This window comes from Pseudomonas putida group bacterium ESBL64, from assembly GCF_045277175.1.
Classification (GTDB): Bacteria; Pseudomonadota; Gammaproteobacteria; order Pseudomonadales; family Pseudomonadaceae; genus Aquipseudomonas; species Aquipseudomonas alloputida.
On the sequence record NZ_CP145799.1, the window covers coordinates 3,893,106 to 3,918,371 of the forward strand.

Genomic DNA, 25,266 nt, shown 5'->3' on the forward strand with positions numbered 1-25,266 from the left:
CCTTCACTCCCGATGGTCGTGGGTCTGGGTGATACGGCCTTGTTCCACGTGGAACAAAGCAACTGGCGTTTCCGTCTGCCAGCCTTCCCTCAGTAATTCGTGATCTACACAGGTGATGAACACCTGGCAGCGTAATTCTTCAAGCAAGCGGCACAGTGCGCGGCGATGCTGGTCATCCAGTTCGGACGGCAAGTCATCCACGAGATAAATACAGTGACCGCGGCGAGCCTGACTAACGAGGTGGCCTTGGGCAATGCGCAATGCGCATACCACCAACTTTTGCTGACCACGCGACAGGATGTCGGCTGCGTTGTTGCCAGCCAACCGCAAGCGCAGATCAGCACGCTGCGGACCGGCTTGGGTATGGCCCATCTGCTGATCGCGAAGGAGGGAGGAGGCGAGCACTTCTTGCAGTTCCCGGTCCTTGTCCCAGCCTCGGTAGTAGCTTAGGGTCAACCCGTCCAGCTCGACCAGTTCGCTCAGGGTTCGCTCGAAGACGGGCTTCAAGGCCTTGATGTAGTTGCGACGGTATTCATCTATTTCCGCGCTAGCCAGGCACAATTCCCGGTCCCAGGCGGCTTGCGAAGCTGGGTCAAGTGTACCATGACGCAACCATGAGTTCCGCTGCCGCAGCGCCTTCTGAAGGCGTTGCCAGGCTGGCAGAAAACGAGGTTCCACGTGGAACACCCCCCAGTCCAGAAACTGGCGGCGTATTTTGGGGGCGCCTTCAAGCAGCCGGAAACTGTCTGGGTTGATGAGCTGAAGCGGCAGTAACTCAGCCAATTGCGCGGCGCTGCGCGCATTTTGCCCATCTATGCGGATAGTAAACTCCCCTTGTCGCTCACGGGACACACCCAGGTTACTCGTACCACCCTCCGTCAGCTGAACCTCGCCGAACACAGTACAGGCAGCCTGTTCGTACTGAATAACCGGATTCAGGCGGGTGCTGCGAAATGAACGGGCCAGGCCGAGCAAATGCACGGCTTCGAGCACGCTGGTCTTGCCGCTGCCGTTGGCGCCGTAAAGGATGTTGATGCGGGGGGAGGGTAAGAGTGTCACCGGGTGCAAGTTGCGCACCGCGGTGACCATGATACGTCGAAGGGACATTTCGCCTGCTACAGGTTACAGGCGCATCGGCATGACAACGTAGGAAGAATCGTCATTGCCAGCTTCCTGCAGCAGCGCACTGCTGTTTGAATCGGACAGGATCAGACGAACTTGCTCAGTAGTCATCACGCCCAGCACGTCCAGCAAGTAGCTGACGTTGAAACCAATCTCCAGCGAGCTACCTTCGTAGTCCACGCTGATTTCTTCTTCAGCTTCTTCCTGCTCAGGGTTGTTAGCCTGGATCTTAAGTTGACCGGCAGCCAGTTGCAGGCGAATACCGCGGTACTTTTCGTTGGAAAGAATCGCAGTACGGCTGAAAGCTTCACGCAGCGCCTGGCGGTCTCCGACAACCAGCTTGTCACCGCCTTTGGGCAGTACGCGCTCGTAGTCCGGGAATTTGCCGTCCACCAGCTTGGAGGTAAAGGTGAACTCGCCGGTAGTGGCGCGGATGTGATGCTGGCCCAGCACGATGCTGACCATACCTTCAGGATCGGTCAGCAGGCGCGCCAACTCCAGGATGCCTTTACGCGGCACGATGACCTGGTGTCGATCCTCCTGCTCGATCGGCGCGCTCATCGAGCAAAGCGCCAGGCGGTGACCGTCGGTGGATACGGCACGCAACGTGTTGCGGGAAACCTCAAGCAGCATGCCGTTGAGGTAATAGCGCACATCCTGCTGGGCCATGGCGAAGCTGGTACGCTCGATCAGGCGGCGCAGCTTGCTCTGCTCCAGGTTGCAGGTCAGCGAACCCGGGCCTTCTTCCACAGTCGGGAAGTCATTGGCAGGCAGGGTCGACAGGGTGAAGCGGCTGCGGCCGGCCTTTACCAACAATTTCTGCTCATCGACCTTGATATCGATCAGGGCGTCGTTAGGCAGGCTTTTGCAGATGTCCATCAGCTTGCGCGCCGGAACAGTGATCTCGCCAGGCTCGGCCGGCTCTTCCAGTTGCACGCGGCCTACCAGCTCGACTTCCAGGTCGGTACCGGTCAACGACAGTTGCTGGCCTTGTACGACCAGCAATACGTTGGACAGGACCGGCAAGGTCTGACGGCGCTCGACGACACCGGCGACCAGTTGCAGGGGTTTCAACAGGGCTTCGCGTTGAATGGTGAAATGCATGGTCTAGTCCCTTGCCTTCAATTAGCTGCGCAGACGGCCATCAGGTCGTCAGCGTCCGCAGCAGGTTCTTGTAGTCCTCGCGGATGTCCGCGTCGGATTCCTTCAGTTCATTGATTTTGCGGCAGGCGTGCAGCACGGTCGTATGGTCGCGACCACCGAACATGTCGCCGATTTCCGGCAGACTGTGGTTGGTCAACTCCTTGGACAGGGCCATGGCTACCTGACGCGGGCGCGCGACAGAACGCGAACGACGCTTGGACAACAGATCGGAGATCTTGATCTTGTAGTACTCAGCGACAGTACGCTGAATGTTATCCACACTGACCAGTTTGTCTTGCAGCGCCAACAGATCCTTGAGCGATTCACGAATCAGCTCGATGGTGATGTCACGGCCCATGAAATGCGAGTGAGCGATAACCCGCTTCAGTGCACCTTCCAGCTCACGGACGTTGGACCGGATGCGCTGAGCGATGAAAAAGGCTGCGTCATGCGGGAGCTCGACTTTGGCCTGGTCGGCCTTCTTCATCAGGATTGCTACGCGGGTCTCCAGCTCTGGCGGCTCGACAGCCACCGTCAGGCCCCAACCAAAGCGCGACTTCAGACGCTCTTCCAGGCCTTCGATTTCCTTGGGATAGCGGTCAGAGGTAAGGATTACCTGCTGGCCACCCTCAAGCAAGGCGTTGAAGGTGTGGAAAAACTCTTCTTGCGAGCGCTCTTTGCGAGCGAAGAACTGGATATCGTCGATCAGCAACGCGTCCACCGAGCGGTAGAAGCGCTTGAATTCGTTGATGGCATTGAGTTGCAACGCTTTGACCATGTCCGCGACGAAACGCTCCGAATGCAGGTACACCACCTTGGCGTTCGGATTCTTCTTCAGCAGATGGTTACCCACAGCATGCATAAGGTGGGTTTTACCCAAACCCACACCGCCATAAAGGAACAGTGGGTTGTAGCCATGCTTAGGGTTGTCCGCAACCTGCCAGGCAGCCGCGCGGGCGAGCTGGTTCGACTTACCTTCGACGAAAGTGTCAAAGGTAAAGGTCCGGTTCAGGTAACTGGTGTGCTTGAGCGCACCTTCAACCTGCACGGTGCGCTGTTCAGCCCGGCCACCACTGGGCGGCGCAGCAGCAGGCTCGGCCATGGCATCAAAGCTGTCACGCGAAGACGTCTCGACCAGTACAGGCTCGGCTGCAGCCACGGCAACGGGTTCAACCGCTGCTGCCGGGGCTGTCTTGTGTGCCTGAGTCTGCGCCAGCGAAGCCGCAACGGCAGCGCTCACCGGCGCGTTGGGCGCAGCCCTTGGGGCCGAGCTGCGACGGCTACCTATTAATAAGGAAAGGGCTGGTGCAATGCCGCTACCGTTCTCACCCAACAGCTCGAGCAAACGACCCAGGTACTTTTCATTGACCCAATCGAGAACGAAACGGTTAGGCGCATAGACGCGCAACTCGTCGCCTTCGGCTTCGACCTGTAGCGGACGGATCCAGGTGTTGAATTGCTGGGCAGGCAGTTCATCGCGCAGAAGCTCCACGCACTGCTGCCAAAGTTCCACTGACACGGATATCCCCTGAGTTTGAAAGCCGGATGAGGCAAAAACAAACCGCCATTGTACCGGTCGAGCGTTCAGTTATCCACATGTGGACACGTTAGGAACCACGACAAAACAGCCATTTATCGACCAAAACGGCTTTTCGCCTCTGTGAATAAGCCCTGTGGATAAACACCCATGAGGGCTATGCACAACCCCAGCCCTTTGCCTGTTGATAACTCCACTGTGGATAACAGGTGTTTTCATCCACAGCTTTCGCTCACGATGGGAACAAGCGCAGCACGGGTTCAGAACAAAGTTGTAAAACTCTGTACACCCCGTAATTCATGGGCTAGCGCAGGTTATCCACAGAAGGTTATCCACTTAAGAGTTATAAGTTCTTCAAAAAAGCTTTTTATATGTCTCTTCTTTTTTTTCATGTTGTCCCCGATCCGTGTGTCCGATCAAGCACCCCTTGGGCACTGATCAACAGGCACCGTCCATCACATGCTCTATATGGAAAGACTGGTTGGAAATTGACCTATGGGCTTGCTTTCTCTAGAATCGCCGGTCTCTTAAAAAGGGGGCCATCCCGGCCCGTCGTCGACAAACCAGGTAACACGCCATGAAACGTACTTTCCAACCAAGCACCATCAAGCGCGCCCGCACCCACGGTTTCCGTGCCCGTATGGCTACCAAGAACGGCCGTGCTGTTCTGTCGCGTCGTCGTGCCAAAGGCCGTAAGCGTCTGGCCATTTGATTTTTCGGCACAGGTGGTGAGTCAGGACTTCAGTCGGGAAAAGCGACTGCTTACACCCCGGCATTTCAAAGCGGTCTTCGACTCCCCAACCGGCAAGGTTCCAGGGAAAAACCTGCTGATCCTTGCTCGCGAGAACGGCCTCGATCACCCACGCCTTGGCTTGGTAATCGGCAAGAAGAGTGTCAAGCTCGCCGTTCAACGCAACCGCCTCAAGCGCTTGATGCGCGATTCCTTTCGTCTGAACCAGCAATTGCTTGCCGGCCTGGACATCGTGATCGTCGCGCGCAAGGGATTGGGTGAGATAGAAAACCCGGAATTGCACCAACACTTTGGCAAGCTCTGGAAACGCCTGGCGCGCAGCCGGCCGACACCAGCAGTCACCGCCAATTCCGCAGGGGTAGACAGCCAAGATGCGTAAACTGGCACTCGTTCCGATCCAGTTTTACCGTTACGCCATTAGTCCTCTGATGGCCAATCACTGTCGGTTTTTCCCCAGTTGCTCCTGTTACGCGTATGAAGCCATCGAAAACCATGGCATCTGGCGTGGTGGGTGGCTGGCCGTTCGTCGCCTGGGGCGTTGTCATCCGTGGAATGACGGCGGTTTCGACCCCGTTCCACCCGCTCCTTCCTCCCGAACTTCTTCGATAGCCGAGTAATCATGGATATTAAACGCACGATCCTGATCGCCGCGCTGGCAGTCGTGTCCTACGTCATGGTCCTGAAGTGGAACGATGACTACGGCCAGGCTGCCCTGCCGACTCAGAATACTGCTGCCAGCACTGTTGCTCCGGGCTTGCCCGATGGCGTGCCGGCCGGTAACAACGGTGCCAGCGCCGATGTACCGAGCGCCAACGCCGAATCGAGCCCTGCCGAACTGGCACCGGTCGCACTCAGCAAGGACCTGATCCGAGTCAAGACCGACGTTCTGGAACTGGCTATCGATCCGGTCGGTGGTGACATCGTCCAGCTGAACCTGCCGAAGTACCCACGCCGTCAAGACCACCCGAACATTCCATTCCAGTTGTTCGACAACGGTGGTGAGCGTGTTTACCTGGCACAAAGTGGTCTGACCGGCACCGATGGCCCGGATGCCCGCGCCAGCGGCCGTCCCCTGTATGCCGCCGAGCAGAAGAGCTACCAGCTGGCCGACGGCCAGGAACAACTGGTGGTAGACCTGAAGTTCAGTGACAACGGTGTCAACTACATCAAGCGTTTCAGCTTCAAGCGCGGTGAGTACGACCTGAATGTCAGCTACCTGATCGACAACCAGAGCGGCCAGGCCTGGAGCGGCAACATGTTTGCCCAGCTCAAGCGTGATGCCAGCGGCGATCCGTCCTCCAGTACTGCCACCGGCACCGCTACCTACCTGGGCGCTGCCCTGTGGACAGCTTCTGAGCCTTACAAAAAGGTCTCGATGAAGGACATCGACAAAGGTAGTTTGAAAGAAAATGTGTCCGGCGGTTGGGTTGCCTGGCTGCAGCACTACTTCGTGACCGCCTGGATTCCGGCCAAGTCGGACAACAACGTTGTCCAGACCCGCAAGGATAGCCAGGGCAACTACATCATCGGCTACACCGGCCCGGTTATCAGCGTACCGGCTGGCGGCAAGGTCGAAACCAGTGCCCTGCTGTACGCCGGCCCGAAGATCCAGTCCAAGCTGAAAGAGTTGTCCCCAGGCCTGGAATTGACCGTCGACTACGGCTTCCTGTGGTTTATCGCTCAGCCGATCTTCTGGCTGCTGCAACATATCCACAGCCTGCTGGGTAACTGGGGCTGGTCGATCATCGTGCTGACCATGTTGATCAAAGGCCTGTTCTTCCCGCTGTCGGCTGCCAGCTACCGCTCCATGGCGCGTATGCGTGCCGTTGCACCTAAGCTCGCCGCACTCAAGGAACGCTTCGGTGACGATCGCCAGAAGATGTCCCAGGCGATGATGGAGCTTTACAAGAAAGAGAAGATCAACCCGCTGGGCGGCTGCCTGCCGATCCTGGTGCAGATGCCGGTATTCCTGGCCCTGTACTGGGTATTGCTGGAAAGCGTGGAAATGCGCCAGGCCCCATGGATACTGTGGATTACCGACCTGTCGATCAAGGATCCGTTCTTCATCCTGCCGATCATCATGGGCGCCACCATGTTCATCCAGCAGCGCCTGAACCCGACACCGCCGGATCCGATGCAGGCCAAGGTGATGAAAATGATGCCAATCATCTTCACCTTCTTCTTCCTGTGGTTCCCTGCCGGTCTGGTGCTGTACTGGGTTGTGAACAACTGCCTGTCGATTTCGCAGCAGTGGTACATCACTCGCCGTATCGAAGCAGCTACCAAAAAAGCTGCTGCTTGACGGGCTAATACGCTAGCCTGTGAATAAAAAACGCCCCCTAGTGGGGCGTTTTTGCTATCTGTCGTTTTTGTCGTAGAGGCTTTCGAGCATGAACACTGTGCGTGAAACCATCGCCGCCATCGCCACGGCCCAAGGCCGGGGCGGTGTGGGAATTGTCAGGTTGTCCGGCCCTCTGGCTGCCAAGGCCGGCCTGTTGATCACTGGCCGCACCCTGACCCCGCGGCATGCCCATTACGGTCCGTTCCGCGACGATGAAGGGCTGGTGCTGGACGAAGGGATTGCTCTGTTCTTTCCCGGGCCTAATTCGTTCACTGGTGAGGACGTGCTTGAACTGCAGGGACACGGCGGCCCGGTGGTTTTGGACATGCTGCTGCAGCGCTGTGTACAAGTCGGCTGTCGTCTGGCTCGCCCGGGCGAGTTCAGCGAGCGCGCCTTCCTCAACGACAAGCTCGACCTGGCGCAGGCCGAAGCCATCGCCGACCTGATCGAGGCCAGTTCCAGCCAGGCAGCGCGCAACGCCCTGCGCTCGCTGCAAGGGGAATTCTCCAAGCGTGTGCACAGCCTCACCGAGGCGTTGATTGCCTTGCGTATTTACGTCGAGGCGGCGATCGACTTTCCTGAGGAAGAGATCGACTTCCTCGCCGATGGCCATGTGCTGTCGATGCTTGATGCCGTGCGCAGCGAGTTATTCACTGTGCAGCGCGAGGCCGGGCAGGGCGCCTTGCTGCGTGACGGCATGACGGTAGTCATTGCTGGCCGACCGAATGCCGGTAAATCGAGCTTGCTGAACCAGCTGGCCGGGCGGGAAGCAGCCATCGTCACTGACATCGCCGGCACCACGCGGGATATCCTGCGCGAACATATCCACATCGACGGCATGCCGCTGCACGTTGTCGATACTGCCGGCTTGCGCGATACCGATGACCATGTGGAAAAGATCGGTGTGGAACGCGCCCTGAAGGCCATTGGCGAGGCAGACCGTGTGCTGCTGGTGGTCGACTCCACTGCGCCCGAGGCCAGCGATCCGTTCGCTTTGTGGCCGGAGTTTCTCGCTCAGCGGCCGGACCCGGCCAAGGTCACGTTGATTCGCAACAAGGCCGACCTGAGTGGTGAGCGGGTAGCGCTGGAACAGTGCGATGACGGCCATGTGACCATTACCCTGAGCGCCAAGGGCGACGACACAGGGCTGCAACTGCTCCGCGACCATCTGAAGGGTTGTATGGGTTACGAGCAGACTGCAGAGAGTGGCTTCAGCGCCCGCCGGCGCCATCTGGATGCTTTGCGCCAGGCCAGCGAGCACCTGGAGCACGGCCGTGCCCAATTGACCTTGGCGGGCGCGGGAGAGCTTCTGGCTGAGGACTTACGCCAGGCACAGCATGCGCTGGGGGAGATCACAGGAGCATTCAGCTCGGATGACCTGCTTGGGCGGATTTTCTCCAGCTTCTGCATCGGCAAGTAATCCACAGCCAAGCAAGGCCAAGCGCCGCTCCTTAGGGAGCGGCTTTTTTTTGCCTGAAATTCGTTGCAGAAGATGAATGCAGGCCGATGACCCAAGCACCTGTGGGAGCGGGCGGGCCCGGGAAGAAGCCTTTACAAGCACCAGATCTCTGTGGATGTACCCATCCTTTCGCGGGCTCGACCGCTCCAACCTGACCATGTCTGGCCGCCAGCGCGATGAATTTTCCATGCTCGGCTTGAAAACTGTGCTCAGGAGCCCTGTGGAAAAGTCGCCTTCAGCTCAGTTGATAAGCGGGCTTTTTTTCTGAGGAAAAACCCGCCTGTGGGTAAACAGCCATTTAATCCACAGGCTAAAAGACGTTATCCATAGGCCTCATGGCACTCCAGACACAGGGTTTAATTTCTCTCTACATAGCGCCATTATTGGGATACAGGACTTTATCCACAGATATCGATGTGCATAAGAATAAACATAAAAACAAAGCTTTTTAAATTTCTTCTCTTTGATTTCTGTTGTTTGCCACTCATCCACAGACTGGTCAAAATTTGCTCAGACGGTTTCTTTAGTGGGGGTGAAGTCCCTATACTTGTCCGCTTACCTTCTCTATTCGCAAAAACAGGCACGAGGTGCGTGGTGGATTTCCCTTCCCGTTTTGACGTGATCGTCATCGGCGGCGGCCATGCCGGTACCGAGGCTGCGCTTGCGTCTGCACGCATGGGTGTGAAAACCCTGCTGCTGACCCATAACGTGGAAACCCTCGGTCACATGAGCTGCAACCCCGCCATCGGCGGTATTGGCAAAAGCCATCTGGTCAAAGAGATCGATGCGCTCGGCGGCGCCATGGCGCTGGCCACCGACAAGAGCGGCATCCAGTTCCGCGTTCTGAACAACCGCAAGGGCCCGGCCGTACGTGCCACCCGTGCGCAAGCCGACCGCGCCATCTACAAGGCAGTGGTACGTGAAATCCTGGAAAACCAGCCAAACCTGTGGATATTCCAGCAGTCCTGCGACGACCTGATCGTCGAGCAGGACCAGGTCAAAGGCGTGGTGACCCAGATGGGCCTGCGTTTCTTTGCCGAATCTGTGGTGCTGACTACCGGTACCTTCCTCGGCGGCCTTATCCACATTGGTCTGCAAAACCATTCCGGTGGTCGCGCCGGTGATCCACCTTCGATTGCCCTGGCCCACCGCATGCGTGAACTGCCGCTGCGCGTCGGCCGCCTGAAAACCGGTACCCCGCCACGCATTGACGGCCGCTCGGTGGACTTCTCGGTAATGACCGAACAGCCAGGCGATACGCCGATCCCGGTGATGTCGTTCATGGGCAATGCCGAAATGCACCCGCGTCAGGTGAGTTGCTGGATTACCCACACCAATGCGCGCACCCACGAGATCATTGCGTCGAACCTCGACCGTTCACCGATGTACTCAGGCGTGATCGAAGGTGTCGGTCCGCGCTACTGTCCGTCGATCGAAGACAAGATCCACCGCTTCGCCGACAAGGAAAGCCACCAGGTGTTCATTGAGCCGGAAGGCTTGAACACCCATGAGTTGTATCCCAACGGTATTTCCACTTCGCTGCCGTTCGACGTGCAGCTGGAGCTGGTCCGTTCGATCCGCGGCATGGAAAACGCCCACATCGTGCGCCCGGGCTATGCCATCGAGTACGACTACTTCGATCCCCGTGACCTCAAGTACAGCCTCGAGACCAAAGTCATCGGCGGCCTGTTCTTCGCCGGGCAGATCAACGGCACCACCGGGTACGAAGAAGCCGGCGCCCAGGGCCTGCTGGCCGGGACTAACGCCGCACTTCGGGCGCAGGGCCGTGACAGCTGGTGCCCGCGCCGCGACGAGGCATACATCGGCGTACTGGTGGACGACCTGATTACCTTGGGTACTCAGGAGCCTTACCGCATGTTTACCTCGCGTGCCGAGTACCGGCTGATACTGCGCGAAGACAACGCCGACCTGCGCCTGACCGAAAAGGGCCGTGAACTGGGCCTGATCGATGACCAGCGCTGGGCCGCGTTCTGCGCCAAGCGCGACGGTATCGAGCGTGAGGAACAGCGCCTGAAATCGACCTGGGTTCGGCCGAATACCGAGCAAGGCCAGGCCGTTGTGGATAAATTCGGCACTCCGCTGAGCCACGAGTACAGCTTGCTCAACCTGCTGGCGCGTCCCGAAATCGACTACGCCGGCCTGATCGAAGCGACTGGCGGTGAAGCAATCGATCCACAGGTTGCCGAGCAGGTCGAGATCCGCACCAAGTACGCCGGCTACATCGACCGTCAGCAGGATGAAATTGCCCGACTGCGCGCCAGCGAAGACACACGCCTGCCTGTGGATATCGACTACACGACGATTTCCGGCCTGTCCAAGGAGATACAGGGCAAGCTGAGCCAGACCCGTCCGGAGACTCTGGGCCAGGCTTCGCGTATCCCGGGTGTGACCCCGGCGGCGATTTCCCTGTTGCTGATTCACTTGAAAAAACGCGGCGCTGGCCGCGAATTGGAGCAAAGCGCTTGAGTTCCCTGGTCACCCCTCAACACGCTGAAGAGTTATCCACAGGTGCGCGCCAGCTTGGCGTCGAGCTGACTGCCGAGCAGCACGAGAAGCTGCTTGGCTACCTGGCTCTGTTGATCAAATGGAACAAAGCCTACAACCTGACTGCTGTGCGCGATCCGGACGAGATGGTTTCGCGTCACCTGCTCGACAGCCTTAGCGTCATGTCTTTTATCCACAACGATCGTGATAACTGGCTGGATGTTGGCAGCGGCGGTGGCATGCCCGGCATCCCGCTGGCTATCCTGCATCCACACAAGCGCGTCACCGTGCTGGACGCCAATGGCAAGAAGACCCGTTTCCTGACTCAGGTGAAAATGGAACTCAAGCTGGACAACCTCACGGTTATCCACAGCCGGGTCGAGGCCTTCCAGCCGGCACAACCGTTCGACGGAATCATCTCCCGCGCCTTCAGCAGCATGGAGAACTTCACCAACTGGACCCGCCACTTGGGCGACACCGGGACGCAATGGCTTGCAATGAAGGGGCTGCATCCTGCCGATGAACTGGTAGCATTGCCCGCAGACTTCACAGTGGAAAGCGAACAGGCCCTGACCGTTCCGGGTTGCCAGGGCCAGCGCCATCTGCTGATACTGCGCCGCAAGGCATGACTGGGAACACTCGCAACAATGGCTAAGGTATTCGCAATCGCGAACCAGAAAGGTGGTGTGGGCAAGACAACCACCTGTATCAATCTCGCCGCCTCGCTGGCTGCGACCAAGCGTCGTGTCCTGCTGATCGACCTCGATCCGCAGGGCAACGCCACCATGGGCAGCGGTGTGGACAAGCACGAGCTCGAGCATTCGGTCTACGACCTGCTGATCGGGGAGTGCGACTTGGCCCAGGCTATGCACTACTCCGAGCACGGAGGCTTCCAGTTGCTGCCGGCCAACCGTGACCTGACCGCCGCTGAGGTGGTTCTGCTGGAAATGCAGGTCAAGGAAAGCCGTCTGCGCAACGCCCTGGCGCCTATTCGCGATAACTACGACTACATCCTCATCGACTGCCCGCCGTCGCTGTCGATGCTCACGCTGAATGCTCTGGTCGCTTCCGATGGCGTGATTATCCCCATGCAGTGTGAGTACTACGCACTGGAAGGTCTCAGCGACCTTGTGGATAACATCAAGCGTATCGCCGCCCGGTTGAACCCGGAGTTGAAGATCGAGGGCCTGCTGCGGACCATGTACGATCCGCGTCTGAGCCTGAACAACGATGTTTCGGCACAGTTGAAGGAGCACTTTGGCCCTCAGCTGTACGACACGGTCATTCCGCGCAACATTCGCTTGGCCGAGGCCCCCAGCTTCGGCATGCCAGCCCTTGCTTACGACAAGCAATCGCGGGGCGCGCTGGCGTACCTGGCCCTGGCTGGGGAACTGGTACGCCGTCAACGCCGTCCATCACGCACTGCACAAACAACTTAAGGAATCCGTATGGCCGTCAAGAAACGGGGTCTCGGACGTGGGTTGGATGCACTGCTCAGTGGTCCTTCCGTCAGCGCGCTCGAAGAGCAGGCTGTGAAGATCGACCAGAAAGAACTGCAACACCTGCCGGTCGAGCTGGTCCAGCGCGGCAAGTATCAGCCTCGCCGGGACATGGACCCGGAGGCGCTGGAAGAGCTTGCGCACTCGATTCGCAACCATGGTGTGATGCAACCGATCGTGGTACGCCCGATTGGCGACAACCGATACGAGATCATCGCCGGTGAGCGCCGTTGGCGCGCTACCCAGCAGGCCGGCCTGGACACGATCCCGGCCATGGTCCGCGAAGTGCCCGACGAAGCCGCCATCGCCATGGCATTGATCGAGAACATCCAGCGCGAAGACCTCAACCCACTGGAAGAGGCCATGGCCCTGCAGCGCCTGCAACAGGAATTCGAGCTCACTCAGCAGCAGGTGGCTGACGCTGTGGGCAAGTCGCGGGTGACTGTGGCCAACCTGCTGCGCCTCATTACCTTGCCTGATGCGATCAAGACCATGCTCGCCCACGGTGATCTGGAGATGGGGCACGCCCGTGCATTGCTCGGCCTGGATGAAAATCGTCAGGAGGAGGGGGCGCGTCATGTTGTCGCACGTGGCCTCACCGTGCGCCAAACCGAGGCACTGGTCCGTCAGTGGCTCAGCGACAAGCCTGATCCGGTCGAACCGAGCAAACCTGATCCGGATATCGCACGCCTTGAACAGCGGCTCGCAGAGCGCCTGGGCTCGGCCGTGCAGATCCGTCATGGCAACAAGGGCAAAGGCCAGTTGGTTATTCGCTACAACTCGCTTGATGAGTTGCAAGGCGTGCTCGCTCACATCCGCTGAAACAATTCCTGTTGTAGCGCGAAGTCGGAAATCACTACCGAAGAGTTGAATAGGGGTTAATCCACCCCTATACTCTGCGCGCATTTTGTCGGCACAAATTATGCCAAGTCATAGCTGACTTGTTGGTCGACTTCCGAGGAGCAGTTGTGATGGAAATACGCACGCCAAACCGCCTGCCTTTCCATCGCTGGGCGGTTTTTCCGGTACTGCTGGCTCAATTTGTCGTACTGCTGCTGGCAACCTTGGTGGTGTGGCAGTGGAAAGGGTCGGTCAGTGGATATTCAGGCCTTTGCGGAGGTTTGATTGCCTGGCTGCCCAATGTGTATTTCGCCTGGAAGGCTTTTCGCTTCAGCGGGGCTCGGGCGGCACAAGCTATCGTCAAGTCGTTTTACGCTGGCGAGGCAGGCAAGATGATTTTGACGGCAGTGCTTTTTGCACTGACCTTTGCAGGAGTGAAGCCACTGGCGCCGCTAGCAGTATTCGGCGTCTTCGTGTTGACCCTTTTGGTCAGCTGGTTCGCGCCCCTGCTGATGAATAAAAGACTTTCGAGACCTTAGGGCGTTTGAGGCAACCATGGCAGCAGAAACCGCTTCGGGCTATATCCAGCACCACTTGCAGAACCTGACCTACGGTCAACTACCAGACGGCAGCTGGGGCTTCGCCCATTCGGCTGCAGAAGCCAAGGCAATGGGCTTCTGGGCGTTCCACCTGGACACCCTGGGTTGGTCCGTCGCGCTGGGTCTGATCTTCCTGTTGATCTTCCGCATGGCGGCCAAGAAGGCGACTTCCGGCCAACCTGGCGGTCTGCAGAACTTCGTTGAGGTGATGGTCGACTTCGTCAACGGCAGCGTGAAGGACTCCTTCCACGGCCGTAGCCCGGTAATCGCACCACTGGCGCTGACCATTTTCGTCTGGGTATTCCTGATGAACGCCGTCGACCTGGTACCGGTCGACTGGATTCCTCAGCTGGCCATCCTGATTTCCGGTGACCCGCACATTCCGTTCCGCGCCGTGTCGACCACCGACCCGAACGCGACCCTGGCCATGGCCTTCTGCGTTTTCGCCCTGATCATCTTCTACAGCATCAAGGTCAAGGGACTGGGCGGCTTCATCGGTGAGCTGACCCTGCACCCGTTTGGCAGCAAGAATATCTTCGTGCAGATCCTGCTGATTCCGGTCAACTTCCTGCTGGAATTCGTCACCCTGATCGCCAAACCGATCTCGCTGGCACTGCGTCTGTTCGGCAACATGTATGCTGGCGAGCTGGTGTTCATCCTGATCGCTGTTATGTTCGGCTCCGGCCTGCTGTGGCTCAGCGGCCTGGGTGTGGTGCTGCAATGGGCGTGGGCTGTGTTCCACATCCTGATCATCACCCTGCAAGCTTTCATCTTCATGATGCTGACCATCGTCTACCTGTCGATGGCTCACGAAGATAACCATTAAGACCGCCTGGCGTGTCTGATAGCCTTCCCTGCCTGTACGGGGGGAGGGCTTAAAAAGTCCGCAAGGGCATGCTGTACCAAACGATTTGTTTTACCGCTTCAAACTAAAAACCTAACCAATACGACGTAAAAGTCGGGAGGAAAGATGGAAACTGTAGTTGGTCTGACCGCTATCGCTGTTGCTCTGCTGATCGGCCTGGGTGCTCTGGGTACCGCCATTGGTTTCGGCCTGCTGGGTGGCAAATTCCTGGAAGGCGCTGCTCGTCAGCCAGAAATGGTTCCGATGCTGCAGGTCAAAATGTTCATCGTTGCCGGTCTGCTCGACGCCGTAACCATGATCGGTGTTGGTATCGCTCTGTTCTTCACCTTCGCGAATCCGTTCGTTGGTCAGATCGCCGGCTAATCACTCGTCACCACGAGTTGATGGCTGTATGAATTAAGACCGAGCGAGGTGTTGGCGTGAACATTAATGCAACCCTGATTGGCCAATCCGTTGCTTTCCTGATTTTTGTACTCTTCTGCATGAAGTATGTATGGCCTCCGGTCATCACTGCTCTGCAAGAGCGCCAAAAGAAGATTGCCGACGGCTTGGACGCTGCCAACCGCGCAGCTCGCGACCTGGAGCTGGCCCAAGAGAAAGCGGGTCAGCAACTGCGTGAAGCTAAAGCACAAGCAGCCGAAATCATCGAGCAAAGCAAGAAACGCGCTGCTCAGCTTGTCGAGGAAGCCCGTGAACAGGCCCGCGTCGAAGCTGACCGTGTGAAGGCTCAGGCTCTGGCCGAGATCGAACAGGAACTGAACAGCGCTAAAGACGCCCTGCGTGCCCAAGTGGGTGCTCTGGCCGTTGGTGGTGCTGAAAAGATCCTTGGCGCCACAATCGATCAAAACGCGCATGCGGAGCTGGTTAACAAACTGGCCGCTGAAATTTAAGCGAGGGCGATCATGGCAGAACTGACCACGTTGGCCCGACCTTACGCTAAGGCTGCCTTTGAGCATGCCCAGGCCCATCAGCAACTGGCCAATTGGTCAGCCATGCTCGGCCTGGCTGCTGCGGTGTCGCAAGACGACACCATGCAGCGCCTGCTCAAGGCCCCGCGACTGACGAGCGCAGAAAAGGCCGCCACGTTCATTGACGTGTGCGGTGACAAGTTCAATGCACAGGCACAGAATTTCATTCATGTTGCCGCGGAAAACGACCGTCTCCTGCTTCTGCCGGAGATTGCCGCCCTGTTCGACCTGTACAAGGCCGAGCAAGAGAAATCCGTGGACGTGGAAGTCACCAGTGCCTTCGCGTTGAACCAAGAACAGCAAGACAAACTCGCCAAGGTTCTCAGTGCACGGTTAGGCCAGGAAGTGCGCCTGCACGCGTCGGAGGATGCCAGCCTGATTGGCGGCGTCGTCATCCGCGCTGGTGACCTGGTAATCGATGGCTCTGTTCGCGGCAAAATCGCGAAACTGGCCGAAGCATTGAAATCTTGAGTTTGAAGGGGCAGCAGAGCAATGCAGCAACTCAATCCTTCCGAAATTAGTGAAATCATCAAGGGCCGCATCGATAACCTCGATGTGAGCTCCCAAGCCCGTAACGAAGGTACCGTCGTTTCGGTATCCGACGGTATCGTGCGGATCCACGGTCTGGCCGACGTCATGTACGGCGAAATGATCGAGTTCCCTGGCGGCGTCTACGGCATGGCCCTGAACCTGGAGCAAGACTCCGTAGGTGCAGTGATCCTGGGTGCATACGACACCCTCGCCGAAGGCATGAGCGCCAAGTGCACCGGCCGCATCCTGGAAGTTCCGGTTGGTAAGGAACTGCTGGGTCGCGTCGTCGACGCACTGGGCAACCCGATCGACGGCAAAGGTCCTCTGGGCAACACCCAGACCGACGCTGTCGAGAAAGTTGCTCCAGGCGTGATCTGGCGTAAGTCGGTAGACCAGCCTGTACAGACTGGTTACAAATCCGTCGACGCCATGATCCCTGTCGGCCGTGGCCAGCGTGAGCTGATCATTGGCGACCGTCAGATCGGCAAGACCGCCATGGCCATCGACGCCATCATCAACCAGAAAGACTCCGGTATTTTCTGCGTTTATGTTGCTGTCGGCCAGAAGCGTTCCACCGTTGCCAACATCGTTCGCAAGCTGGAAGAAAACGGCGCCCTGGCCAACACCATCGTGGTTGTTGCCAGTGCTTCGGAATCCGCCGCACTGCAATTCCTGGCGCCATACGCCGGTTGCACCATGGGCGAGTTCTTCCGCGACCGCGGTGAAGACGCACTGATCGTTTACGATGACCTGTCCAAGCAGGCCGTTGCCTACCGTCAGATCTCCCTGCTGCTGCGTCGTCCACCAGGACGCGAAGCATACCCAGGCGACGTGTTCTATCTCCACTCCCGTCTGCTGGAGCGTGCATCGCGCGTTTCGGAAGAGTACGTCGAGAAGTTCACCAACGGTGCTGTCACTGGCAAAACCGGTTCCCTCACCGCTCTGCCGATCATCGAAACCCAGGCTGGCGACGTTTCTGCGTTCGTTCCGACCAACGTGATTTCCATCACTGACGGTCAGATCTTCCTGGAATCGGCGATGTTCAACTCGGGCATCCGCCCTGCAGTGAACGCCGGTGTTTCGGTATCCCGCGTAGGTGGTGCCGCTCAGACCAAGATCATCAAGAAGCTGTCCGGTGGTATTCGTACCGCTCTGGCTCAGTACCGTGAACTGGCTGCATTCGCCCAGTTCGCGTCCGATCTGGACGAAGCGACCCGCAAGCAGCTGGAGCATGGTCAGCGCGTTACCGAGCTGATGAAGCAGAAGCAGTACGCGCCGATGTCCATCGCGGACATGGCTCTGTCGCTGTACGCCGCTGAGCGTGGCTTCCTGATCGACGTAGAAGTCTCCAAGATCGGCAGCTTCGAGCAAGCTCTGATCGCCTTCTTCAACCGTGATCACGCTGAACTGATGGCGAAGATCAACGTGAAGGGTGACTTCAACGACGAAATCGACGCAGGCCTGAAAGCCGGTATCGAGAAGTTCAAGGCCACCCAGACCTGGTAAGCCGCAGCGGGGGCTCAGGCCCCCGCTTGCTAACCTGATAGGTGATACATGGCAGGCGCAAAAGAGATTCGCAGTAAGATTGCGAGCATCAAAAGCACGCAAAAAATTACCAGCGCCATGGAGAAAGTGGCGGTCAGCAAGATGCGCAAGGCACAAATGCGCATGGCTGCTAGCCGTCCTTACGCGGAACGTATCCGCCAGGTGATCGGTCATCTGGCCAACGCCAACCCGGAATACCGCCACCCGTTCATGATCGAGCGCCCTGTAAAGCGCGCTGGTTATATCGTGGTGAGCAGTGACCGTGGTCTGTGCGGTGGCTTGAACACCAACCTGTTCAAGGCCCTGGTCAAGGACATGAGCGCAAACCGCGAACAGGGCGTGGAAATCGACCTGTGCGTGATCGGCAGCAAGGGTGCGACTTTCTTCCGCATCTTTGGCGGCAACGTCGTAGCAGCGATCAGCCACTTGGGCGAAGAGCCATCGATCAACGATCTGATCGGCTCCGTCAAAGTGATGCTGGACGCCTACCTGGACGGCCGTATCGATCGCCTCTCGGTGGTTTCGAACAAGTTCATCAATACCATGACCCAGAAGCCGACGGTCGAGCAATTGGTACCGTTGGTGGCAACCCCGGATCAGGATCTCAAGCATCACTGGGACTACCTGTACGAACCCGACGCAAAAGAGCTGCTGGACGGCTTGATGGTGCGCTACGTGGAGTCGCAGGTATACCAGGCGGTGGTCGAGAACAACGCTGCTGAACAAGCGGCCCGGATGATCGCCATGAAGAACGCCACAGACAACGCCGGTGATTTGATCAAAGAGCTTCAGTTGATCTACAACAAGGCGCGTCAGGCTGCGATCACCCAGGAGATCTCGGAAATCGTCGGCGGCGCTGCCGCGGTTTAACGGTTCACATATTCAGAGGATCCAGCTATGAGTAGCGGACGTATCGTTCAAATCATCGGCGCCGTCATCGACGTGGAATTCCCACGTGACGTCGTGCCGAGTGTATACAACGCGCTTAAAGTACAAGGCGCGGAAACCACCCTGGAAGTTCAGCAGCAGCTGGGCGACGGCGTGGTTCGTACCATTGCGATGGGCTCGACCGAAGGCCTGAAGCGCGGTCTGGATGTCGTCGACACCGGCGCTGCCATTTCCGTTCCAGTTGGTAAGGCCACCCTGGGCCGTATCATGGACGTACTGGGCAACCCGATCGACGAAGCCGGCCCGATCGGCGAAGAAGAGCGTCGCGGTATCCACCAGCCAGCGCCTTCGTTCGCTGACCAGGCAGGCGGCAACGACCTGCTGGAAACCGGCATCAAGGTTATCGACCTGGTTTGCCCGTTCGCCAAGGGTGGTAAAGTTGGTCTGTTCGGTGGTGCCGGTGTCGGCAAGACCGTAAACATGATGGAACTGATCCGTAACATCGCCATGGAACACAGCGGTTACTCCGTGTTCGCTGGTGTGGGTGAGCGTACTCGTGAGGGTAACGACTTCTACCACGAGATGAAGGACTCCAACGTTCTCGACAAAGTAGCGCTGGTCTACGGTCAGATGAACGAGCCACCAGGAAACCGTCTGCGTGTAGCGCTGACCGGCCTGACCATGGCCGAGAAGTTCCGTGACGAAGGTAACGATGTTCTGCTGTTCGTCGACAACATCTATCGTTACACCCTGGCCGGTACCGAAGTATCCGCACTGCTGGGCCGTATGCCTTCTGCAGTAGGTTACCAGCCGACCCTGGCTGAAGAGATGGGCGTTCTGCAAGAGCGCATCACCTCCACCAAGGAAGGTTCGATCACCTCCGTACAGGCCGTATACGTACCTGCGGACGACTTGACCGACCCGTCGCCAGCGACCACCTTCGCCCACTTGGACGCCACCGTCGTTCTGTCCCGTGACATCGCCTCCCTGGGTATCTACCCAGCGGTCGACCCACTGGACTCGACTTCGCGCCAGCTGGACCCGAACGTGATCGGCAACGAGCACTACGAGACCGCTCGTGGTGTTCAGTATGTTCTGCAGCGCTACAAAGAGCTGAAGGACATCATTGCGATCCTGGGTATGGACGAACTGTCCGAAGCCGACAAGCAACTGGTAGCCCGCGCTCGTAAGATCCAGCGCTTCCTGTCGCAGCCGTTCTTCGTGGCAGAAGTCTTCACCGGTTCGCCAGGCAAGTACGTTTCTCTGAAAGACACCATCGCTGGCTTCAGCGGCATCCTCAAAGGTGACTACGACCACCTGCCAGAACAAGCGTTCTACATGGTCGGCAGCATCGACGAAGCGATCGAGAAAGCCAAGAAACTGTAATTCCTGCGCCCCGCAAGGGGCGCTATCAGGTTGAGGCAAGCAGATGGCTATGACAGTCCATTGCGATATCGTCAGCGCGGAAGGAGAGATCTTCTCCGGCCTGGTCGAGATGGTGGTTGCGCACGGTAACCTGGGTGATCTTGGTATCGCTCCAGGCCATGCGCCGCTGATCACCAATCTCAAGCCTGGTCCGATCACGCTGACCAAGCAGGGTGGCGCACAAGAGGTGTTCTACATCTCTGGTGGTTTCCTCGAGGTTCAGCCGAACATGGTCAAGGTGCTTGCCGATACCGTGCAACGTGCTACAGACCTGGATGAAGCTCAGGCTCAGGAGGCCCTCAAGGCTGCCGAGAACGCCCTGAATCTGAAAGGCGCGGACTTCGACTACAGTGCCGCCGCCGCACGTCTGGCCGAGGCCGCAGCCCAGCTGCGTACCGTCCAGCAAATGCGCAAAGGCAAGTAATCGGCCCCGGCTGATAACTTCTGTTGCGATTGAGTAAAAGGGTAGCCTCGGCTACCCTTTTTCTTTTTCTGTTTTCTCCCCCCGGTCTTTCACTGACCGCCCAGGATTGGTAGCCAGTAATGTCACTCGATATCGTTATTCTCGCCGCCGGCCAAGGCACCCGCATGCGCTCGGCGCTGCCCAAAGTGTTGCACCCGGTAGCTGGCAATTCCATGCTCGGCCATGTTATCCACAGCGCGCGCCAACTTCAGCCGCAAGGTATTCATGTGGTCATTGGCCATGGTGCCGAGCTGGTTCGCGAGCGCTTGGCCGCTGACGACCTGAATTTCGTCATGCAGGATAAACAGCTGGGTACCGGTCATGCTGTTGCCCAGGCACTGCCAGCGCTGACCGCTGATACCGTGCTGGTGTTGTACGGCGACGTGCCGTTGATCGAAGTGGAGACCCTGCAGCGTCTGTTGGCGAAGGCCAACGATCAGCAGCTGGGACTGCTGACAGTCACCCTCGACGATCCGACCGGTTATGGCCGGATCGTGCGTGACGAGCAGGGCAGGGTAACTGCCATCGTTGAGCACAAGGACGCCAACGACGCGCAAAAAGCGATCAAGGAAGGCAACACCGGCATTCTGGCGCTGCCAGCCGCGCGTCTGGCTGACTGGATGGGCCGGCTGTCGAACAACAACGCCCAGGGCGAGTATTACCTGACCGACGTAATTGCCATGGCAGTGGCCGATGGCTTGGTGGTGGCAACTGAACAGCCACACGACGCTATGGAAGTGCAGGGCGCCAACGACCGCCGCCAGCTCTCCGAGCTGGAGCGTCACTACCAGTTGCGTGAAGGCCGCCGTCTGATGGCTCAGGGGGTTACCCTGCGTGACCCGGCACGCTTCGATGTTCGTGGTGAAGTCAGCGTTGGTCGTGATGTACTGATCGACATCAACGTGATTCTCGAAGGCAAGGTGGTCATCGAAGACGATGTGCAGATCGGCCCTAACTGCGTGATCAAGAACACGACCCTGCGCAAAGGCGCGGTGGTCAAGGCCAACAGCCACCTCGAAGGCGCTGTGATGGGCGAAGGCAGCGATGCTGGCCCGTTCGCCCGCCTGCGTCCGGGCAGCGTACTGGACGCCAAGGCCCATGTGGGTAACTTCGTCGAACTGAAAAACGCCCACCTGGGTGAAGGGGCCAAGGCTGGTCACCTGACCTACCTGGGGGATGCCGAAATCGGTGCGCGCACCAATATCGGCGCCGGCACCATCACCTGCAACTACGATGGCGCCAACAAGTTCAAGACCGTGATGGGTGAAGACGTGTTCATCGGTTCGAACAACTCGCTGGTGGCGCCTGTGGAAATCAAGGCCGGCGCGACCACCGCAGCCGGCTCGACCATCACCCAGGCCGTAGAAGCGGGTGACCTGGCTGTAGCCCGAGCGCGCCAGCGCAACATTTCGGGCTGGAAGCGCCCGGAGAAGATCAAGAAGAGCTGAGTTATTCACAGCCGTTTCGATCGAAAGCCGACTTATGTGAATAAGTCGGCTTTTTTATTGGCGCTGCCGCGTCAAAGCAGAAGCAAACAATCCACAGGTCAGCGACAGCTTGACGAATCGCGCGTCTTAGGTTTTGATTGCAACCACTAACTTTCGAATCGAAACTTAAACGCACATGTCGAAACGAAACACACCACAACGGCGACACAATATTCTGGCTCTGCTCAGCGAGCAGGGTGAGGTAAGTGTGGACGCGTTGGCCAAGCGTTTCGCCACCTCGGAAGTGACCATTCGCAAAGACCTCGCCGCCTTGGAAACCAACGGCTTGTTGTTACGCCGCTATGGCGGGGCGGTGCCGGTGCCGCAAGAGTTGCTCGGTGAACCGGCGCAACCCGTCTCTTCTTATAAAAAGGCCATTGCACGTGCCGCCGTGGGGCGTATCCGCGAACATGCGCGCATTATCATCGACAGCGGCAGCACCACGGCGGCAATGATCCCCGAACTGGGGCGCCAGCCAGGCCTGGTGGTGATGACCAATTCGCTCAATGTGGCCCGTGCAATCTGCGACCTCGAACACGAGCCGGTGCTGCTGATGACCGGTGGCACCTGGGACCCGCATTCCGAATCGTTCCAAGGCCAGGTCGCGGAGCAGGTACTGCGCTCCTACGATTTCGACCAATTATTCATCGGTGCCGACGGCATCGACCTCGGCCGGGGTACCACTACCTTCAACGAGCTGCTTGGGCTGAGCCGGGTCATGGCCGAAGTTGCCCGTGAAGTGATCGTGATGGTCGAGTCGGACAAGGTGGGGCGCAAGATCCCTAACCTCGAGCTGCCCTGGGGCAGCGTGCACACCCTTATTACAGATGAACGCCTGCCAGCAGCAGCGCGCGAACAAATTCAAGCCCGCGGCATCAACCTGATCTGCGCCGCGATCAGCCAGGAGCAATAAAACATGTGTGGAATCGTTGGTGCTGTCGCCGAGCGTAATATCACAGCCATCCTGATCGAAGGCCTCAAGCGTCTTGAATACCGCGGTTACGACAGCGCCGGTTTGGCTGTACTCACCCAGAACGGTGAACTGCAGCGCCGCCGCCGCATCGGCAAGGTCAGCGAGCTGGAGGTTGCTGTTGCTGATGACCCATTGGCAGGCCAGCTGGGTATTGCCCACACTCGCTGGGCTACCCACGGCGCGCCGACTGAAGGCAACGCCCACCCGCACTTCTCGGGCAATGACGTGGCCGTGGTGCACAACGGCATCATCGAGAACCACGAGGAGCTGCGCGAAGAGCTGAAGGGCCTGGGCTATGTCTTCACTTCGCAGACCGATACCGAAGTCATCGTCCACCTGATCCACCACACCCTGAAGAGCATTCCAGACCTGACCGACGCCCTTAAGGCGGCGGTGAAGCGCCTGCACGGCGCTTACGGCCTCGCGCTGATCAGTGCCAAGCAGCCGGACCGCCTGGTGGCCGCGCGCAGTGGTAGCCCGCTGGTTATCGGCCTGGGCCTTGGCGAGAACTTCCTGGCGTCCGACCAGCTGGCGCTGCGTCAGGTTACTGACCGGTTCATGTACCTGGAAGAAGGCGACATCGCTGAAATCCGCCGTGATCAGGTCTCTATCTGGGACCAGCAGGGCAACAAGGTCCAGCGCGAAACCGTGCAATATCACGAAGGTGCCGAGGCTGCCGACAAGGGCGCTTACCGCCACTTCATGCTCAAGGAAATTCACGAGCAGCCAAGCGTTGTTCAGCGCACGCTTGAAGGCCGCCTGGGCAAGGACAACGTGCTGGTCCAGGCCTTTGGCCCGCAAGCTGCCGACCTGTTTGCCAAGGTGCGCAACGTGCAGATCGTTGCCTGTGGCACCAGCTACCACGCCGGTATGGTTGCGCGTTACTGGCTGGAAAGCCTGGCCGGCATCCCATGCCAGGTAGAAGTGGCCAGCGAGTTCCGCTACCGCAAGGTGGTGGTGCAGGCAGACACGCTGTTCGTCTCCATCTCGCAGTCCGGCGAAACCGCCGATACCTTGGCCGCACTGCGCAACGCCAAGGAGTTGGGTTTCCTCGGCAGCCTGGCGATCTGCAACGTGGGTATCAGCTCGCTGGTACGCGAGTCGGACTTGACCCTGCTGACCTTGGCCGGCCCTGAAATCGGCGTGGCTTCGACCAAAGCATTCACCACCCAGCTGGTTTCGCTGATGCTGCTGACCCTGGCCCTTGGTCAGGTGCGCGGTACGCTGGAGGCCGGTGTCGAAGCTGAGCTGGTTGAAGAGCTGCGTCGCCTGCCGACCCGCCTGGGCGAAGCCCTGGCCATGGATGCCACCGTCGAGAAAATTGCCGAGCTTTTCGCCGACAAGCACCATACCCTGTTCCTCGGCCGCGGCGCGCAGTACCCGGTGGCGATGGAAGGTGCTCTCAAGCTTAAAGAAATCTCCTACATCCACGCCGAAGCGTACCCTGCAGGCGAGTTGAAGCACGGCCCGCTGGCGTTGGTGGACAACGACATGCCGGTGGTTACCGTTGCACCCAACAACGAACTGCTGGAGAAGCTGAAGTCCAACCTGCAGGAAGTGCGTGCCCGTGGTGGCGAGCTGGTAGTGTTCGCCGACGAGCACGCTGGCATGACCAATGGCGAAGGCACCCACGTGATCAAGGTGCCGCACATTGCCGATGCCCTGGCGCCAATCCTGTACACCATTCCGCTGCAGTTGCTGTCTTATTATGTGGCCGTGCTAAAGGGGACCGACGTTGACCAGCCGCGTAATCTGGCCAAGTCGGTGACTGTCGAGTAACGGGTAGTCAGGTGTTGATCAACTGGATTTAGAGAATTAAAACTGTCGGAAGCGGCCGAGGATTCCTCGGTTCGCTTTCCGTTCAGTGGCTTCTCACATTAATCAGTTCAAGGCGCCTCGCAGAGAGAGTAGGCCCACTCCGGGGCCTGCTCATCTATATTAAAACGCAAGTCATGTGTATGACTTAACCGCCACTTGTTGCAGTCGACGGTATTCAAGCGCCAGCAGATACAAACAGCTAGGGACGACAATTAGATCAATTCCGATATGGAACAAGCTAAATGGGTTGTTATGCACAAGCAGGTAGCGGCATGCACCCATGATACCTCCCGCCAAAGGCAGATAAGAACCCAGCCACAGGCCTAGTGTGCCAGGTTTTAGGAGGTATATGCCTACAATAAGATAGATCGCCCCGAACGTTGCAGCACCAATTACGTTTAGCGCGAAACCATAAACCACTAGTTGTGACAAATGGGTTACACCGGATAGCAACATGAGAGCCGCCGACAGTTTTCGTATTCCTTTGAGAGTATTTGAACTCATGGT

At 58.4% G+C, this 25,266-nt stretch carries 25 protein-coding genes; 21 read left to right on the plus strand and 4 right to left on the minus strand.

Annotation, left to right across the window (positions count from 1 at the left end):
* Window positions 1-3: 3 nt before the first annotated feature.
* From recF to dnaA, 3 genes are read right to left on the minus strand one after another with little or no spacing between them, the layout of a single operon-like run.
* Window positions 4-1,107, minus strand: coding sequence for a DNA replication/repair protein RecF (gene recF, locus V6093_RS17735; protein WP_003253154.1), 1,104 nt, complete (start codon window positions 1,105-1,107; stop codon window positions 4-6).
* A 15-nt stretch (window positions 1,108-1,122) separates the two neighbouring features.
* Window positions 1,123-2,226 (minus strand): DNA polymerase III subunit beta, encoded by a 1,104-nt coding sequence (gene dnaN / locus V6093_RS17740; RefSeq protein WP_003253156.1) that lies wholly within the window; start codon window positions 2,224-2,226, stop codon window positions 1,123-1,125.
* Between the two features lie 40 nt (window positions 2,227-2,266).
* Window positions 2,267-3,784, minus strand: a complete 1,518-nt coding sequence (gene dnaA, locus V6093_RS17745; protein WP_003253158.1) for a chromosomal replication initiator protein DnaA — start codon at window positions 3,782-3,784, stop codon at window positions 2,267-2,269.
* A 595-nt stretch (window positions 3,785-4,379) separates the two neighbouring features.
* On the opposite strand from dnaA, the gene rpmH reads away from it, so the two are divergent.
* From rpmH to glmS, 21 genes are all read left to right on the plus strand, one after another.
* Entirely contained in the window at window positions 4,380-4,514 is a 135-nt protein-coding gene (rpmH, locus tag V6093_RS17750) for a 50S ribosomal protein L34 (RefSeq protein ID WP_003253163.1), read from the plus strand.
* 13 nt (window positions 4,515-4,527) lie between these two features.
* Window positions 4,528-4,932, plus strand: a complete 405-nt coding sequence (gene rnpA, locus V6093_RS17755; protein WP_003253166.1) for a ribonuclease P protein component — start codon at window positions 4,528-4,530, stop codon at window positions 4,930-4,932.
* Window positions 4,925-5,170, plus strand: coding sequence for a membrane protein insertion efficiency factor YidD (gene yidD, locus V6093_RS17760; protein WP_003253169.1), 246 nt, complete (start codon window positions 4,925-4,927; stop codon window positions 5,168-5,170). Before rnpA ends, yidD begins: the two co-directional genes overlap by 8 nt.
* Before the next feature lie 2 nt (window positions 5,171-5,172).
* Window positions 5,173-6,855, plus strand: coding sequence for a membrane protein insertase YidC (gene yidC / locus V6093_RS17765; RefSeq protein ID WP_003253171.1), 1,683 nt, complete (start codon window positions 5,173-5,175; stop codon window positions 6,853-6,855).
* Between the two features lie 88 nt (window positions 6,856-6,943).
* Complete coding sequence (mnmE, locus tag V6093_RS17770; protein ID WP_267825310.1) at window positions 6,944-8,314, plus strand: tRNA uridine-5-carboxymethylaminomethyl(34) synthesis GTPase MnmE; 1,371 nt, start codon at window positions 6,944-6,946, stop codon at window positions 8,312-8,314.
* 633 nt (window positions 8,315-8,947) lie between these two features.
* Window positions 8,948-10,840, plus strand: coding sequence for a tRNA uridine-5-carboxymethylaminomethyl(34) synthesis enzyme MnmG (gene mnmG, locus V6093_RS17775; RefSeq protein ID WP_003253177.1), 1,893 nt, complete (start codon window positions 8,948-8,950; stop codon window positions 10,838-10,840).
* Window positions 10,837-11,487 (plus strand): 16S rRNA (guanine(527)-N(7))-methyltransferase RsmG, encoded by a 651-nt coding sequence (gene rsmG / locus V6093_RS17780; protein ID WP_003253179.1) that lies wholly within the window; start codon window positions 10,837-10,839, stop codon window positions 11,485-11,487. Before mnmG ends, rsmG begins: the two co-directional genes overlap by 4 nt.
* An 18-nt stretch (window positions 11,488-11,505) precedes the next feature.
* The gene (locus V6093_RS17785; RefSeq protein WP_003253182.1) at window positions 11,506-12,297 is read left to right on the plus strand and encodes a ParA family protein; all 792 of its coding nucleotides are present in this window, start codon (window positions 11,506-11,508) and stop codon (window positions 12,295-12,297) included.
* Window positions 12,298-12,306: 9 nt separating this feature from the next.
* Entirely contained in the window at window positions 12,307-13,179 is an 873-nt protein-coding gene (locus tag V6093_RS17790; protein WP_003253185.1) for a ParB/RepB/Spo0J family partition protein, read from the plus strand.
* 149 nt (window positions 13,180-13,328) lie between these two features.
* Window positions 13,329-13,736 carry a F0F1 ATP synthase subunit I gene (locus V6093_RS17795; RefSeq protein WP_003253187.1) on the plus strand — a complete coding sequence of 136 codons (408 nt, stop codon included), beginning with the start codon at window positions 13,329-13,331 and terminating at the stop codon, window positions 13,734-13,736.
* A 16-nt stretch (window positions 13,737-13,752) separates the two neighbouring features.
* Entirely contained in the window at window positions 13,753-14,622 is an 870-nt protein-coding gene (gene atpB, locus V6093_RS17800) for a F0F1 ATP synthase subunit A (RefSeq protein ID WP_003253188.1), read from the plus strand.
* 144 nt (window positions 14,623-14,766) lie between these two features.
* Window positions 14,767-15,024, plus strand: a complete 258-nt coding sequence (gene atpE / locus V6093_RS17805) for a F0F1 ATP synthase subunit C (protein ID WP_003097235.1) — start codon at window positions 14,767-14,769, stop codon at window positions 15,022-15,024.
* A 56-nt stretch (window positions 15,025-15,080) separates the two neighbouring features.
* Complete coding sequence (locus tag V6093_RS17810) at window positions 15,081-15,551, plus strand: F0F1 ATP synthase subunit B (protein ID WP_003253189.1); 471 nt, start codon at window positions 15,081-15,083, stop codon at window positions 15,549-15,551.
* A 12-nt stretch (window positions 15,552-15,563) separates the two neighbouring features.
* Complete coding sequence (locus V6093_RS17815; protein WP_003253191.1) at window positions 15,564-16,100, plus strand: F0F1 ATP synthase subunit delta; 537 nt, start codon at window positions 15,564-15,566, stop codon at window positions 16,098-16,100.
* Window positions 16,101-16,121: 21 nt separating this feature from the next.
* A complete protein-coding gene (gene atpA, locus V6093_RS17820) occupies window positions 16,122-17,666 on the plus strand; it encodes a F0F1 ATP synthase subunit alpha (protein ID WP_003253193.1) in 1,545 nt (514 codons plus the stop codon).
* Window positions 17,667-17,714: 48 nt separating this feature from the next.
* Entirely contained in the window at window positions 17,715-18,575 is an 861-nt protein-coding gene (gene atpG / locus V6093_RS17825; RefSeq protein ID WP_003253195.1) for a F0F1 ATP synthase subunit gamma, read from the plus strand.
* A 27-nt stretch (window positions 18,576-18,602) separates the two neighbouring features.
* Complete coding sequence (gene atpD, locus V6093_RS17830) at window positions 18,603-19,979, plus strand: F0F1 ATP synthase subunit beta (protein ID WP_003253197.1); 1,377 nt, start codon at window positions 18,603-18,605, stop codon at window positions 19,977-19,979.
* Window positions 19,980-20,022: 43 nt separating this feature from the next.
* The gene (locus V6093_RS17835) at window positions 20,023-20,442 is read left to right on the plus strand and encodes a F0F1 ATP synthase subunit epsilon (RefSeq protein WP_003253199.1); all 420 of its coding nucleotides are present in this window, start codon (window positions 20,023-20,025) and stop codon (window positions 20,440-20,442) included.
* A gap of 119 nt (window positions 20,443-20,561) precedes the next feature.
* The gene (gene glmU, locus V6093_RS17840) at window positions 20,562-21,929 is read left to right on the plus strand and encodes a bifunctional UDP-N-acetylglucosamine diphosphorylase/glucosamine-1-phosphate N-acetyltransferase GlmU (RefSeq protein ID WP_003253201.1); all 1,368 of its coding nucleotides are present in this window, start codon (window positions 20,562-20,564) and stop codon (window positions 21,927-21,929) included.
* 175 nt (window positions 21,930-22,104) lie between these two features.
* The gene (locus V6093_RS17845) at window positions 22,105-22,881 is read left to right on the plus strand and encodes a DeoR/GlpR family DNA-binding transcription regulator (protein WP_003253204.1); all 777 of its coding nucleotides are present in this window, start codon (window positions 22,105-22,107) and stop codon (window positions 22,879-22,881) included.
* A 3-nt stretch (window positions 22,882-22,884) separates the two neighbouring features.
* Complete coding sequence (glmS, locus tag V6093_RS17850) at window positions 22,885-24,720, plus strand: glutamine--fructose-6-phosphate transaminase (isomerizing) (RefSeq protein ID WP_004575180.1); 1,836 nt, start codon at window positions 22,885-22,887, stop codon at window positions 24,718-24,720.
* A gap of 171 nt (window positions 24,721-24,891) precedes the next feature.
* On the opposite strand, the gene V6093_RS17855 is transcribed toward glmS, so the two are convergent.
* Window positions 24,892-25,263 (minus strand): hypothetical protein, encoded by a 372-nt coding sequence (locus V6093_RS17855; protein ID WP_139139740.1) that lies wholly within the window; start codon window positions 25,261-25,263, stop codon window positions 24,892-24,894.
* Between the last annotated feature and the right edge of the window lie 3 nt (window positions 25,264-25,266).